The 16,064-nt window shown below is 49.5% G+C and carries 11 protein-coding genes; all 11 read left to right on the forward strand.

Annotated features, from left to right (window positions below; genetic code table 11):
• The first annotated feature begins 159 nt into the window (after positions 1–159).
• The 11 genes from L1F29_RS16705 to L1F29_RS16755 all read left to right on the forward strand — a co-directional run bounded on the left by L1F29_RS16705 (position 160) and on the right by L1F29_RS16755 (position 15,987).
• On the forward strand, positions 160–1,647 hold the full coding sequence (locus L1F29_RS16705; protein ID WP_258389420.1) for a M81 family metallopeptidase: 1,488 nt from the start codon (positions 160–162) through the stop codon (positions 1,645–1,647).
• A gap of 30 nt (positions 1,648–1,677) precedes the next feature.
• Positions 1,678–3,396 carry a dihydroxy-acid dehydratase gene (gene ilvD / locus L1F29_RS16710; protein ID WP_258389710.1) on the forward strand — a complete coding sequence of 573 codons (1,719 nt, stop codon included), beginning with the start codon at positions 1,678–1,680 and terminating at the stop codon, positions 3,394–3,396.
• Between the two features lie 13 nt (positions 3,397–3,409).
• Entirely contained in the window at positions 3,410–4,171 is a 762-nt protein-coding gene (locus L1F29_RS16715) for an SDR family NAD(P)-dependent oxidoreductase (RefSeq protein WP_258389421.1), read from the forward strand.
• 268 nt (positions 4,172–4,439) lie between these two features.
• Complete coding sequence (locus L1F29_RS16720) at positions 4,440–6,200, forward strand: cache domain-containing sensor histidine kinase (protein ID WP_258389711.1); 1,761 nt, start codon at positions 4,440–4,442, stop codon at positions 6,198–6,200.
• A gap of 17 nt (positions 6,201–6,217) precedes the next feature.
• Positions 6,218–7,540, forward strand: coding sequence for a response regulator (locus L1F29_RS16725; protein ID WP_258389422.1), 1,323 nt, complete (start codon positions 6,218–6,220; stop codon positions 7,538–7,540).
• 162 nt (positions 7,541–7,702) lie between these two features.
• Complete coding sequence (locus tag L1F29_RS16730; RefSeq protein WP_258389423.1) at positions 7,703–8,620, forward strand: ABC transporter permease; 918 nt, start codon at positions 7,703–7,705, stop codon at positions 8,618–8,620.
• Positions 8,621–8,639: 19 nt separating this feature from the next.
• Positions 8,640–9,521 (forward strand): carbohydrate ABC transporter permease, encoded by an 882-nt coding sequence (locus L1F29_RS16735; RefSeq protein ID WP_258389424.1) that lies wholly within the window; start codon positions 8,640–8,642, stop codon positions 9,519–9,521.
• Positions 9,522–9,596: 75 nt separating this feature from the next.
• Entirely contained in the window at positions 9,597–10,565 is a 969-nt protein-coding gene (locus L1F29_RS16740) for a type 2 periplasmic-binding domain-containing protein (protein ID WP_258389425.1), read from the forward strand.
• Positions 10,562–11,347 carry a type 2 periplasmic-binding domain-containing protein gene (locus L1F29_RS16745; RefSeq protein ID WP_258389426.1) on the forward strand — a complete coding sequence of 262 codons (786 nt, stop codon included), beginning with the start codon at positions 10,562–10,564 and terminating at the stop codon, positions 11,345–11,347. Before L1F29_RS16740 ends, L1F29_RS16745 begins: the two co-directional genes overlap by 4 nt.
• A 92-nt stretch (positions 11,348–11,439) precedes the next feature.
• Positions 11,440–13,242 (forward strand): hypothetical protein, encoded by a 1,803-nt coding sequence (locus tag L1F29_RS16750; RefSeq protein ID WP_258389427.1) that lies wholly within the window; start codon positions 11,440–11,442, stop codon positions 13,240–13,242.
• Positions 13,243–13,464: 222 nt separating this feature from the next.
• Positions 13,465–15,987, forward strand: coding sequence for a DUF4082 domain-containing protein (locus L1F29_RS16755; protein WP_258389428.1), 2,523 nt, complete (start codon positions 13,465–13,467; stop codon positions 15,985–15,987).
• The last annotated feature ends 77 nt before the right edge of the window (positions 15,988–16,064 follow it).

Consider the following 16,064-nt stretch of genomic DNA (forward strand, 5'->3'; position numbering starts at 1 on the left):
GACTCGACAATGTAATTATATTCGTCAACATCGTATATTGTAAACAATTTAATGTTTAATATAAATTATTGACAAGAGATGGAAACGTGTTATGATGGCATTGTCATCGAGAAAGGGCTTACATTTATAAATCTGATTGCTAGCGGGGAGGAGAATCAGATGCGCATTGTGGTGGGCGGCATTATGCAAGAGAGCAATTCGTTCAGCCCAAAGAAGACGACTGTTCAAGACTTTCGCAATTATTTGTACATAACAGGGGATGAGCTGACCGAATCGCCTTTCGAGAACGAGGTCAAAGGGTTCTGCGATCGGCTTCGGTTCGAGCGGGCGGAGATCGTACCGACATTATTTTGCATGGCTGTACCTGCGGGGCCGATATCGGCATCCGGCTTTGAAGAGTTGAAAGCGGATTTGGACATCCGCTTGAAGGAAGCAAAGGAAAGCGGAGCCGTAGACGGCGTCTTGTTTGCTTTCCATGGCGCGATGGTTGCGGAAGGTTGCGACGATACCGAAGGCGAGCTGATCGACTTGATTCGCCATCATATCGGCGAGCAAACGCCGCTTGTCATTACGCTGGACCCGCATGCGAACGTTACGGCACGTATCACCGGAGGCGTAAATGGTCTGGTCGGCTATAAAACGTTCCCGCATATCGATTTCTATGAAACCGGGCAGCAGGCTGCAGAGCTGCTTCTTTCCATATTAAGCAAGGAGTGCGAGCCTGTCGTCGCCATGCGCAAGATCCCTATGATCGTACCGGCTGAGAATGGCCAATTTCACAGCGGGCCTCTTGGCAGCGTATGGGAGGAAGCAAAGCTTGGCGAGCAGCGGGGGGAATCGCTGGTCACGTCGCTTTTTCCGGTTCAGCCTTGGCTGGATATCGAAGAATACGGATCTGCGGTCGTTGTGGTCGGAAGAGACCGGGAGAGGGCGGAACGGGAAGCGGATCGATTGGCCGGGCTAATATGGGAGAAACGGCATGAATTCGATGTGCAGCTTCTGTCCGTCGATGAGGTGATGGAGTTGGCCCGACGCAATCAAGGGAGCGGTGAACCGGTCATTATTTCGGATTCCCCGGACAGTCCGGGGGCAGGCTCGACGGGAGACAGCAACGCCGTATTAAGAAGGGCTCTCGAGCTGGGGGTGCATCACATGCTCTCCGGCATGCTGACAATGGTTGATGCTCCTGCGGTTGATGCCGCAATTCGAGCCGGTGTAGGCAGCACAGTAACATTATCCGTCGGGTACTCGCTCAATCCTGAAGGTGCCCCGATCGAAGTGACCGGCAAAGTGCGGACGATCGGGGACGGCGAATTCGTTCTGGTAGGCGCCCATGCCAAAAATACGATCGCCCTCATGGGGAGATGCGTCGTCCTGCAAATCGGCGGTTTGTCCGTGCTTCTTCAAGAGAGGGCGATTTTTACCGGCGATCCTTCGATGTACAGATCCGTCGGATTGGAGCCGATGAAGGCAGATTTCGTGATGGTCAAGTCGGCCAATCAGTTCCGTGCGCAGTATGAACGGCTCAGCAGCAAAATATTTATCCTGGACACGCCCGGCAGCAGCTCTGCGAAATTGCTTGACATGCCTTTTCGGCGTATCGCAAGGCCGATGTATCCGTTTGACGACCATTTTGACTGGCAGTAGAGATTACGCGGGAGGAAAGTAGGTGTGAACATGGAACTAGAGAGCCAGAAAGTCCGAAAGATCAGTTTTGAAGGCGATGCCCTCCGCATGTCGATGGATTGGTCAGTCGAGGATTTGGCACGCATTCAGGTTCTTGTAGAAAGCACGAAGGGCGACAGCCATCCGAGCTCCTACCATCTTGGCGAGCTTGTCGACGAGATCGAGAAGGGCGTCTATCAAGCCGGTGGCAAACCGGCTGTTTATACCGCAACCGATATTTGCGACGGCGTTGCGCAAGCGCATCGCGGCATGCACTATTCACTGCCATCCCGGGATTTGATCGCTTCCCTTGTGGAGATACACGCGCTGGCCACGCCATTCGACGCCATGATCTTGACATCCGCGGGCGATAAAGCCGTACCCGCGCACCTGATGGCGATCGCCCGGCTGAACATTCCTGCCGTCTTCGTGCCAGGCGGCGCGATGGGCGCCGGACCGTGCATGCGCTCGAATGAAGAGCTGTGGCATATGAGCGTCGAAGTCGAACAGAGCAAGATGAGCAAGGAGGAGTTCCTTGCCTTTCAGCGCTCATGCTGCCCGACTTGCGGCGCCTGCCAATATATGGGCACCGCGGCTACGATGCAGGTGATGGCGGAGTCGCTTGGCCTCGCGATGCCGTGGTCGGCGCTCATTCCGGCGACGAATGCCGAGATCAAGCGGGCTGCGCGCGATGCCGGCCATCAGGTCATGCGCCTTGTACAGAGGGGCATTCGCCCATCGGACATCCTTACGCAGCAGGCTATCGAGAATGCAATCATGGTGCATTCGGCGATCGGAGGTTCCTTGAACGCGGTTATGCATTTAATCGCGGTTGCCCGGGAAGCCGGCCTCGAGCTTAGCGCCGACCGGTTCAACGATATTCATCGACGCATCCCGGTGCTGGTGGACACCAAGACAGCCGGAAAATACCCGACCGAGCTTTTCTGGTATGCCGGCGGCGTTCCGGCGGTAATGGAAGAACTCAAGTCGTTTCTTCATTTGGACGTCATGACCGTAACCGGGCGAACGCTCGGGGAAAATCTCGAGGAGCATCGCAGGAGCGAGATGCCGAAGTTCGCCGAGATGTTTCTAGCTAACTACAAGCTGAACCGCAGAGATGTCATCTATCGATTCGACAAGCCGCTCAAGACGGAAGGCTCGCTTGCGGTCCTGAAGGGCAACCTGGCGCCGGAAGGAGCAACAGTGAAAAAATCGGCCATCGTCGATGAGATGCAGGTGCACCAGGGGCCGGCTAGAGTATACGATAACGAGCGCAATGCGGTCGATGCGCTAATTGAGAAGGAGATCAAGCCTGGCGATGTCGTCGTCATCCGTTACCAGGGCCCCAAGGCGACGGGGATGCCGGAAATGTTCTTCATGTCCGAGCTGATCGCTTCCGACCCGCTCTTGTCCCGTACGACGTCGCTTGTGACGGATGGCCGCTTCTCCGGCGCGACGAGAGGGCCTTGCGTCGGCTATCTCGGCCCGGAAGCTTGCGAAGGGGGGCCGATTGCATTCGTGGAGAACGGCGACCTGATCCGCATCGACATTCCGAACCGGACGATTTCGATCGTCGGTACGGAGGGAAAGGAGCGCGAAGCGGCGGAGATCGAGGCGATTTTGTCGGAACGGCGGCAGGGCTGGAGAAGGCCCGAGTTCAAACATAGAGGCGCTCTTGGCCAGTACACCCGTTTGGCGCGTCCCGCTCTGCAAGGCGGATCATGCATATAAGGAGTGATAATGAATGAGATTGTCCAATCAGGTGGCCATCATTACCGGAGCGTCCCGTTCGATCGGAGCAGCCGTCGCCAAGCGCTATGCGATGGAAGGAGCCAAAGTTGCCGTCAATTACCGGTCCCATCCGGAGCTCGCGGAGCAGGTTGTCGAGCAGATCCGCCGGAATAGCGGCGAAGCGTTTGCTTTTCGGGCAGACGTCTCCAAGGAAGATGAAGTCGCGGCGATGGTCGAAGAGACGGTTCGCAGGTACGGTACCGTCGATATTTTGGTCAATAATGCGGCAATGGATCCCCGTAAGACGTGGTACGAAATCAGCGTCGAAGAGTGGGACCATATCATGGCGACCAACGTCCGCTCGCAGTTCTTGTGTGCCAAGGCAGCGTTTCCGTACATGAAGGATCGAGGACGCGGCAAAATCATCAACGTTTCGTCGGTCACGTATTTTAACGGGCAAAAAAACTTTTTGCATTACGTGACTTCTAAAGGCGCGATCGTCGGCTTTACCCGGGCGCTGGCGAGGGAGGTCGGCGAGCACAACATCACGGTCAATTGTTTGACGCCGGGCGCAGTCTATACGGAGACGGAGGCGGAGAAGGTCGGCCAGCAGGCATCCGACGATGCGCTGGAAGCGCTGCGCAGCGTGCAATGCTTCCAGCGGAGGGAGCTGACATACGACCTGGAAGGGGCATTCGTGTTCCTCGCTTCCGCCGACAGCGACTTTATTACGGGTCAAACGCTAAATGTGGATGGCGGCTGGATGATGCATTGACCGGTCCGCAGGATGAATGACAAGGAAGGTCGAATTCATGTCGGCGGCACCCGAACGATACGGCAAGCAGCCGCATCGTCTACGATGTGACCGTTACCGGCTTATGACTTGAAGTGGCGTGTGCTAAAAGAAAAACCGTCCGGTCTCCGGACGGTTTCTCTTTTAGCACAGACATCTGAATGAGGAGGAGGGAGTCTTACCAGTTGAAAGCATTTACAGGAAACAACCTGTGCGGTATATTTTGTGTAAAAAGCGGATGAATGAGGTGATGAAGATCGGCCGGCTTTTGGGAGTTTGGCATTATTTCCGGAGCTTCAAGCTGCGCAACAAGCTGTTGATTTGCTTCGGCCTGATCATTGCCTTAACGGTTCTGAACATCAGTTACTTCACTTACAACAAGACAGAGAATTATCTTAACCAGCTATCCAGTGGGGCGTACCGGGAAGTGCTGCGGCAAGCGAACGTGACGCTCGACTATAGGATGAAAAACTATGAGCGGGTGCTGAATACGTTCTATATCAGTGAAGAATTTCAAGAATTATTAACGAATGATTACGCCAATAAGTTTGACGAATATGAGGCCAATAACCGGCTGCGCGATTTCATCGAATCCATTCTAAATACGTACGAATATGTTCCAATCGTGAAAGTATACAATTTCAAGGAGTCGACCTTTTCCGGCTTTATCTATAAGGAATCGGACATTGTCGATGAAGCGTGGAAACAGGAGATTGTGACGAGTCCCTCTTTACGTATTCTGTGGAGCAACCGATTCACCGATACACACGATAAGACACTGCTGAAACTTGTTGCGGCCAAAGCGCTGCGGAACAAATTCAACAAGGTGTATGGCATCGTTTCGTTCGAAATTAATTCCTCCTATATGTTTAACCAGATCGACCATCTGGATTTGTTCCCAGAAGGAAATGTTTATGTCCTCGATCAGAGCGGATTGCTAGTCTATCGCCAAAACAGTCGTGTTGCCGAAAGAGTTGGCGACCCGTATCGGCTGTATTCGAAGCTTACGGGCAATTCGGGTTCTTTTACTGAGACGATTGATGGAGTCCCTTACTTTATCGTTTATGACAAATCAACGGAGGGCAATTGGACACTCGTCGGTGCCACGCCGATGCGCGGTGCGCTATCGATCACGAAGGATGTTCGGGACTACATTCTTGTATTATCCATTCTGTTGATCGTCATCGGCTTTGTTGTCATATACGGCATGTCTTACTTTTTTACGAAGCGCCTCAGTTTGCTGACGGATGAGATGTTGAAGGTTAGTAAGGGAGCAATGAACATTCAGCTGGACATGAGGAGCAACGACGAAATTGGGGAAATGAATAAGGTTCTTCACCTGATGCTGCGTAAAATGATGAAAAATATGGACGATATTAGCGAGATGAAAACGACGGAAGCAAAGCTGCAAATGAAAACGCTGCAAATGCAAATCAATCCGCATTTTCTGTATAACACGTTATCCACGATCAATTGGATGGCGATGAATGCTGGTGCGGAAGATATCTCCGAAGCCGTTAACGCCCTAGCCAAATATTACCGGATCGGCCTCAGCAACGGCAAGGAGATCATCACGATCCGCGAAGAGCTGGAGCATGTCCGGAACTACATTTATATCCAGCAAATTCGTACGAAAGATAATATCAAATTCGAGTATGATGTGGATGAAGAAGCATTGCCTTACTTGACGCCGAAGATGATCCTGCAGCCAATTGTAGAAAATGCTATTTATCACGGAATCGAGAAAATCCGCAAGACCGGGACAATCCGGATCGCCGTTAAGAAGTATGGGACCCACATTCGCTTTACGGTGGAAGATAACGGCTCCGGCATCGATGAGAGCAAACTGAACGATCAGCTGAATGGTTATGCCGCCAAGAGCTACGGGTTGTACAATATCGAGAGCAAGATCAAGCTGTATTTCGGTCAGGAGTACGGGCTGCAAGTGGATAGTATACCCGGTCGCGGTACTTCTGTAACGATCGATATGCCGGCAAGTATGAACATGTGAAGAAGGAGCGATAGCGCATGTTGAAAATTGTAATAGCCGACGATGCAGAGATCGAACGGGAAGGGCTGGTGCAAAATATCCGCTGGGCCGATCTCGGAATCACTGTAGCGGGGGCGGCGGCAGATGGCCTTGAGGCCTGGGATTTGATCGAAGAATATCAGCCTGATATCGTGCTGACCGACATCAAGATGCCAATCCGCGATGGAATCGAATTAGCAAAGCTGGTTGCGGCAACCTATCCGGCGACGAAAATCATTTTTTTCTCAGGATACGAAGACTTTAATTTCGCGCTTGAGGCGATCAAGTCGAAAGTGTGCGAATACGTGCTTAAGCCATACACGCTGCGTGAAATTACTGATGCACTGCGCAAGACGGCCGAACAGTGCCGGCAGGAACAAGAGAAAAGTCGAGAGGAGCTTCTGCTCAAACACAAATTCGAAGAAACGAAGCCGTATCTGAAGGAGAAGCTGCTGAAAGACATCGTGTACGGCTTGGTTCGGAATGAACAGGTTCTGCAAGAGATGCTGCGTTTTCTAAATATTAGACCTGTTCACTCAAGCTTCACGCTAATGCTCTTTAAGACCGATGAACGTGACAATAATTCCGCCCACAACCCGGAGCAGCTCGAAACGCCCATGCGCGCCATCCTAGATTCACTGCTGGAACAGCGCGAACTGGCCGCTTATTGGCGGCAATCGATTGTAGAAGTCCAGACGCTATTCAATTTCCGGGACGGTGAGTTTCTCCTCTTGCTGAATAATGAGGAAGCACGACTACGCGACAAGGCGGAGCTGGTATCGTTCGGCCTCAAGGTGAAGACATCGCTCGAAGAACGCATCGATACGAGGGTGACGGTATGCGTCAGCAACCCGGTTGAGCAAATGCTGCAGATAGCCGGGTGCTACAAAGAAGTGAGGGAAATGTTGAAGGTTGCCCCGCTGCTTGGTCGGGATAAGGTTATTTTCTATGATGACATGAACACCCCCGATACGTTCAACCGAATGAACAAAATCGTCAACAACGTCAAACAGATCATCTCGGTCAAATACATGGAGCCCATTACGTTGAAGGACATCGCAGGCGAAGTATTCATATCCCCTAATTATTTGAACTCGATTTTTAAGAAATCCACTGGAAAAAACATGAACAAATATTTGATCGAGGTCCGAATCACAAAGGCGATGGAGCAACTGAATGAAGCCGATGCCGTTATTAGCCGGGTATCGGAAAACGTCGGTTACCGGAACGTAGCTCATTTTAGCACATTGTTTAAGAAGCATACCGGCTTGACACCTATGGAGTACCGTGAAAACTCAATTAGAACACAAAACAAATCGTGAGATTGGAATGCTCCGCTGAAAGCCGCCGCCTGCTCGAAAAGGCGGCTTTTTATATTCGTGAGAATACGAAACAAATCGTGGTTTTGGAATGTACCAATGGGGCAAACATGCTGATATAATTTCGTTTGTAAACGCTATCAAACTAAATGAGGTGTAAACAAATTGATTTCTAAGCGACTGTTCCATCGCATGCTGGCCCAAAAATATTTATATCTCATGGTCGTGCCGTGCATGATCTGGTTTATCGTATTCAATTACATCCCGATGGCCGGTATCATAATTGCCTTCAAGAAGTATACGTTCGCCAAAGGTATATTCGGTAGTCCATGGGCAGGACTTCAATACTTCGAGCAGTTCGTAACCGGTTACCACTTCAAGATCATTCTAATCAATACGCTCGCCATCAGCTTTCTGAAGCTCATATTCGCTTTCCCGGCGCCGATCGCGCTTGCTCTTCTGCTTAATGAAGTTAAACTCAAGCTGTTCAAACGGTCGGTGCAGACGCTCTCCTATATGCCGCACTTCATTTCGTGGGTCATCGTCATCGGAATCTGGGGACGCATGCTCTCTGTCGACGAAGGGATCGTCAATACGGTGCTTATTAAGCTGGGCATTGCGGATGAACCGATCAACTTTATGCTGACTTCCCAATACATGTGGTCCATTGCCACCTTATCGGAAATCTGGAAGACAGTCGGCTTCAGCAGCATTATTTATCTCGCCGCGCTGTCCGCGATCAACACGGAGCTGTATGAAGCTGCAGGCATCGACGGCGCCGGAAGATTCAGGAAACTCTTTCATATCACGCTGCCGGGCATCCGGCCAACGATTGCCATCCTCTTCATTTTGGCCATAGGCGGTATCTTCTCCTCTAATTTCGATCAATTATACATCATGGGGCTCCCGCCGGTACTGGACAAAACGGAAGTAATCGACACCTATATTTACAGATATGGTCTGCAACATTTACAATACAACATCGGAGCGGCAGCGGGACTGCTGAGATCGTTCGTAGCGCTTATACTCGTCCTGCTAACGAACAAAATCGTCAAAATGCTAGGGGAAGACGGATTGTATTAGCTAGAACAGGAGGGTAGATATGAAACAAACTTTCGGAGAAAAAGTATTTGACGTCTGCAATATTATCATGCTGTCTGGACTTGGTTTTGCTACCTTGTACCCTCTATGGTATGTAGCGGCTATCGCCTTCCACGATAGTACGGTTTCCAGTTATTTCGACGTCTATTTCTGGCCTGGAGCGTTCACGCTGGACAATTTCAGAGTCGTCTTTGTGACCGATGCGTTGCTTAAAGGATTCCTAATTACCGTGCTGCGAACAGTCCTCGGATCGCTGTTATCCGTGTTGGCTTGCGGTCTGCTTGCTTATGGCTTATCCAAAAAATATTTGATCGGCCGGACGCTGTTTTTGAACATCATCATCTTGACCATGTTTTTCAGCGGAGGATTGATTCCGTTCTACATTCTTCTGAAAAACCTGCATCTGCTCAACAGCTTCTGGGTGCTTATCGTTCCATCGCTGCTTAGCGCCTGGACCGTGATTCTGATGAAAACATATTTCTCCAGTTTGCCTGACAGTGTTGAGGAATCGGCGAAAATAGATGGCGCCAACGATTTGACAATCTTTTTCCGAATAGTCGTTCCTATGTCCATGTCGCTCATTGCTACGATGCTGCTGTTTTCCGCTGTTGGACACTGGAACGACTGGGTTTCAGGGGAGATGTTCATTATGAATCCCGATTTGCTGCCCGTCCAAACGATTCTCATGAGAATGATCACCCAGACTGATGCGAGCAGCATGGTACAGCAGAGCATGAGCATGGAATTCGTTAATAAGTCTCCTGCAATCGAATCAATCAAGATGGCCTCCATCGTCGTCACAACCGTGCCGATCCTGCTCGTATATCCTTTTCTGCAAAAATATTTCGTACAAGGCGTTATGATCGGATCAGTCAAAGGGTGACAATCAATCATTGGTATGCGGCTCTGCCCAGGGCTTATATACACAACAACAATAGTAATGAAGGAGGAGAACAAATTGAAGAAGTTGGGTATAAAAAAGTGGGTCAGTCTTTGCATCGTTATTCCACTGTGTTTATTTTCACTTGCAGCATGCAGCTCGAATGATGATAAAGGCAAACAGACGGAGCAAGCTTCGCAGGACGGCAAAGGCAATCAGACGGAGCAAGCTGCGCAGGACGGAAAAGGCAATCAGACGGAACAAGCAGCGCAGGATGACAAGAAGCTGGAAGATTACACGGAGGAAATGAAAATTACCGCCTATCAAGGTGCAAATTATGGCGGTCCAAGCAACAGTTCGGCAACTGAATATGCCAAATATGTCAAGCAGAAGTTCAAGATCAATGTCGACGATTTCGTATGGCCGGCGGGGGAAGAAGTCAAGAAGAAATTAAGCTTGTTCGCCGCATCAGGTGAAATGCCTGATATCGTCCAATCTACAAGTGACCCTGCTACCCTGCAAATTCTAAACCAAATGTCGGATGCGGGCATGCTGCTGGACATCGAACCTTATTTAAGCAAAAGTCCAAACGTTATGAAATATTTGACGAAGCCAATCATCGACTCCTATCGCAATCCAAACGACGGCAAGCTTTATGTATTGCCGGGATTTACGATCAACCCGGAACTGAAGGATGAACTGACGATTGCTGTCAACAACGTCTTGATGGTAAGGGAAGACTGGTTGAAGAAGCTGAATCTGGATGTTCCGCAAACACCGGATGAGTTTTATGAAGTGTTGAAAGCATTTAAAACAATGCCTGCTGTGAACGGCAAGAAAGTTATTCCTTATCTTCCGCTATGGGAAGGGAATGAGATTAATACTCATATCGGTGCTATGTTCGGGATTTGGCAGTATAGAACGGCAGTAGACGAAAACGCTCAAAAGATGGTCGATGCGCATGAGAAGCCGGAGTACCTCGAATATTTGAAATATGCGTCCAAACTGTTTAGAGAAGGCCTGGTAACCCGGAAGCCTATAAGATGAAATGGCAGGAAGCCTATAACGATATTTTACCGAAAGGTTATGCTGGAATCGCCAATATGTGGCCTTCGGAAATATACGGTCTTACCACAGTCCTGCAGAAGAACGATCCGAATGCCAAATATGTGCCTATGCCGCTCCCCAAAGCACCAGGCGTAACGAACAGCCAGCTTGAGCGCATCAATACACTTGGGGGATCAGGAATCGTAATCAGCAGCAAAGTGAAGGATCCGGAAAGGCTGTTCAAATACATCGACTGGATGGCAACAAACGAGGGCTGGTCCACGATGACCTTTGGACCGCCGTCCAAGGACAATGGAACGTGGTATATCGATGAGCAAGGCAAATTCATCGATAATGAGCAGCTTCAGAAGCAAAAATCCGCAGAGATCCCAAGATGGGGAGTTGACGTACTAGGTAACTGGGCATATGGATTACCTGGAGTGCTGAAGTATACACAAGATCTCCTAATGGATGAGGCCCGCCAGCCTGAACCGCTGCGTGAATTGGCCAAACAGCAGTATGCCAACGAAATTTTCATTGATACGGTTTACGATATTTTTCTGAACTCGCAACCAGGACCAGTCCGAATAGCCAAGGGCATCGATCTGGACAAAATTTTCAAAGAGACGGAAGCAAGAATCATAATGCAAAGCAAGGATGACGCCGATGTGGAGAAAATGTATGCCTCTATGATGGCTGAAGCCGAAAAAGCCGGATTTACGGAAATTTTAAAAGAGGATTATGTCCGGTACATGGCTGTTAAAGAGAAGTATGGAAAATAGAGTGATGACTGACAAGTTAAAGCTTCGTTACAGGGACTTTGGCTTGTCAGTCCGACGGTTATTATCGCATATAGTTAAGGAGAATCGATATTATGAAGTGTTTCATTCTAATTGGTCAGAATGCTTCTTTACTGGAGCGCAAAGCGGTGCAATTGTTCGCTGATCGATCGCGGGCTAGAAGCGGGCTCGAGGTTGGGGTAATTGAGGAGCAGACCGAACAGGAGAATTTCGAATCTAACGTGTCCCGCATTATCATTGGTACGCCAGACAGTTCGGCTCTCATCAGGCGAGCCTGTACCGATGACATACTGCGAATTCCAGCCGATTCAGGATCGGAGGGCTTTGTCATTCGAAGCAGTGCGGACGGGGGAATTACGTATGTCGCCGCTCTGAGTGAACACGGCGTACTGTACGGTCTTGGCAAGCTGCTGCGCCGCATTGAATATGCTGCAGGCGAGATGCGAATTCCGTCGCTCGATCTGGAATCCCGGCCGGACAAAACCATTCGTGGGATATATTTTGCTACCCATTTCGGCAATTGGTATTGCCACGCAAATCTTGATGTTGTTCAGACCTATTTGGAAGATTTGGCGTTGTGGGGGATTAACGAGTTACTCGTCTGGTTCGACACATCCCGGATCCCGTCGTTAGAGGACGGACGGCCATTGCTGGATCGCCTTGCGAAATTCGAAGCGTTCGCGGGAGAGGTCGGGATGAAGGTCGGTCGAATCGCAATTGCCAACGAAGGGTTTCAGGGGCAGGTCGGATCCGGTCGACCGATGTTAGGCAAAAATTGCTTCGACGAAACCGACTATCACCCGTTTCGCGCCAGAGATCGGATTTTCGGCGGCTTTGATACCGATATTTGCCCGTCGCAACCTAGCGGACGGGAGATCATTTTATCGAATAAAGAAATGATGTTCTCCAACATGCCAAAGATCGATTCCTTCTGGCTATGGCCTTACGATCAGGGAGGCTGCAATTGTCCGCAATGCACGCCATGGCCGAAAACGTTCATGGAGTTGAGCCGGGAGATCGCTGCAACTGCAGGTAGAATGTTTCCCGAAATGACCATCAATATCAGCGCCTGGTGGTTTGACGCCTTCCAGACCGGTGAAGATGACGCCTTCTTTAAGTATCTGGAGGAAGAGAACAAGCAGGACAATTCCTGGTTCAAATCCATTTTTGCCGGAGCTGTTGAAGTCAAACGATGGAAGCAGCACGGCCGAATTGTACCGAAGCGGCATCCAATCGTGCTTTTCCCGGAAATCAGCATGTTCGACGGTGTTCCGTGGGGCAGCAAGGGCAGTAACCCGGCTCCGCGCAAATTCGCCGCTGAATACGCTGAGCTGCGTGATTCCATCGAGGGAGCCTTCCCCTATTCAGAGGGCATCTATGAGGACATAAATAAATTTGTATGGGCTCAGCTGCTGTGGCATTCCAAGACGGAAATTGAAGAAATGGTACGGGAATATTGCCGTTTCTACTTCGGAGCCGGTGTGGAGCAACAAGCGGAGCAGCTTATTCTTGATCTGGAGAACGTTGTTACTGGAGCGGAGGAGGGACTCATTGCCGGGGAATTGGAGACAAGGGTCGATGTGATCGGCATACACATGGAAGATTGGGCAGAGCAAGGCTGGCGTTGGAGGCTGCTAGCATCGCGGTGCCGGATCCAGGCATGTATTGACGGATTGAAGAACAAGGGGACGAATGACGTACTGATCGAACGTTTCCGTACCTTATATGAAGAGATACAGTCGGAACTGAACTTGCATCGCCAGGGCGCATCACTTGAACCATGGATTTATACGCCGTCCGAGACGGCTCTCGACATCATTCTTGGTCGGGCGGATGTCGTCAACCTAAAGCTCGCTGCGCCGACAGACGATAAATGAACGTTGCACTACATTTATAATCCATGATGAGAGGAATGTATAAATATAATGATCAAGGATTGGAGCCTTTCGCTCAAATGGATTTTTGGTCTTCTCATCTTATTTATTGGTTTCTCTATTACTGCTACTAAGGTTTTGGCAAATGGGACGGTAACGGTTGATTACAGTCAAACCACAGCAAACGCAGGCAAATATGTATTTGGAATTTCCAGTTGGCCCAGGATGGATCCGCAGTATGCGTCGGCTTTGGCTGATGCCGGTGTCACCATGGTACGCCAGTCCTCTATTCTCATGTGGGATATTGTACCGCAAACCACAATTAACGATTATCTGAATAATGTTAATAATGTACAGGATCCGTCCACATGGAACTGGAATCCGAGCAACAACATGACGGAAACGATGCCGGAAAGCGATGTTGCAGCATTTCAAAATGAAGGAATAAAAGTGTTCTCTATACTTGCCGGTGTCCCCGCTTGGCTCAGTTATAACGACAATGCCGGCGGCATGCCTAAGAACTGGTGGGTATACGAGGATATTATCGGGAAATTATATCAGCATTATCAAGACAGAATCGATTATTTTGAGCTATTCAACGAACCTGAAATCGAATTGGCTCCAAAACTTGCAGGTTCCGGATATTCTGATCTATATACGGCCTATCGAGATCTTTACTATCATGGCATGATCGGAATCAAAAGAATAAATCCGAATTTTAGCAAGCCTGTTGGCGGTCCCGTTGCGGCCTACACGGACAACTATACCTGGCTAAACAATATGTTAGGCGATGCAGACATCAAGAATGATGTTGGCTTCGCATCCTGGCATCGATATGATGTTGATTCAACAAACGATGTCGGGATCAGCAATTGGGAGAATGCTGCGGCACGGAATGGAAGGCCTGATTTGCCCATGTTCGTGACTGAATATAATAATCCCTACGTTGGAATGGAAACTGCAGACGTGATTTCATATATCGGGGGCAAATTATCCGTTTTAATGGATAAGGGAGCTACGGGAGCCTTTCTATACGGTACCGATGACCGCGCCGATGGATTAAATGCTGCGGTTAGACATGACTGGTATATAATTAGACAGGATGGAACGCTTACACCTAGGTTATGGCCGATCCGGCTGCTTTCCAAGCAGCTTAAATTGGGATTAGGTCAAAACAAAATGAAGAAGACCAGTACAGAAGGTGTGACAGGGGCTTCAGCAGCGATTAACGCGAACGGAAACCCGGTGGTCTGGGCCGTCAATGATAGCACATCGGCTGTATCCACCGATGTCGTCTTGAATAACTTGGGTTTATCGAGCAACGTGACACTCTCTCATTATTTAGCAAGTGCTTCCAATGATGCCGACTCTGTGTATTTGACGGAAAAGAAAAAAGTTCTGAAAAACAGTGTATCGACTACGATCACCTTACCACCAAAATCCGTTTATGGCATTATTGTTGAAAAAAAGGCAACTCCTCCTGTTAACGAAACGATCATGACGACGCAAACGCCAGAGAACTTTTCAAGTGATGCCCGGTATGAGCTGGGAACCAAGTTCAAAACGAAAGTGAATGGGAAAATAGCCAAAGTTCGGATCTATACGAATGGAATAGAAAGCGGAGATCATACGGTATCGATTTGGAATGCGAATGGGACGCGAGTGTGGGGACCATACGTCTGGACCGTACCTAAGGGAAAAGCCGGGTGGAAAGAACTTGTGCTGCAAACGCCGCTCCATATTACAGCCAATACGGATTACATCGTATCCGTGTCCAATAGTACCGATAACCTTTATCCAGTCACCCTGCAAGGCTTCAACTATCCGATCAATAATCAGGATCTGATTACGTATTCTACTAGCGGGCTGGTCGGAACGACAGTAGGAGAGATGCCAACCTTGCCAGGTTATCAGAATGCCAATTACTTCCGGGATATTGTGTTTGTACCGTCCGGTACAAGCGGCTTTGCACCGGAAGCTCCGGCAAATTTGACGGCATCGGAAGGGATTTCACAGGTTTACTTGAAATGGACGGCATCAGGAGGAGCGAGCAACTACACGGTAAGCCGGAGCACATCGAATGGAGGACCTTACAGTCCAGTAAAAGGATGCTCCAGTATTTCGACAACGACCTGCTCCGATGACGCCGGTTTGATTGGCGGCACGACGTACTATTATGTGGTTACGGCTATGAATTCATTTGGAATAAGCGGCAGCTCGAATCAGACGTCGGCAATACCTTTATCCAGCGGCGGTGAACCGGTAACGATCATGACGTCTCAAACGCCAGATGTTTTCAACAATGAGGCTCAATATGAATTGGGGACGAAATTCAAGTCTAACGTAAATGGTCAAATTACGAAGGTCAGAATTTATACAAACGGAATCGAAGCCGGAGATCATACTGTGCGGATATGGCGAGTATCCGATAGCAGTGTGGTCGCTGGACCGTACACATGGAATGTATCTGCGGGAAGCGAAGGCTGGAAAGAATTCACGCTGCCGATACCGCTCGGCATTACAGCCGATACGGATTATATCGTATCCGTCTCGAACAGCACAGATTTTTATTATGCCTATAAGGAGTTCGGGTTCGACAGCCCGATCAATAACGGCAATCTGATCACTTACACGGGCAGCGGAATGGCAGCCGTCGTACCGGGCACAATGCCGTCCATAGTCTATCATAACGGCAACTATTTCAGGGATGTCGTCTTTGTACCGGCGATCTCACCGCAATCACCATAAGAATGCTCGAATAACTAAGTCAGCCTCTTGTCACCCTGCCTCTTTCTGCCTAAGTAACAACAAGAGCTTCTGGCTAG

Source organism: Paenibacillus spongiae (assembly GCF_024734895.1).
Lineage (GTDB): Bacteria > Bacillota > Bacilli > Paenibacillales > Paenibacillaceae > Paenibacillus_Z > Paenibacillus_Z spongiae.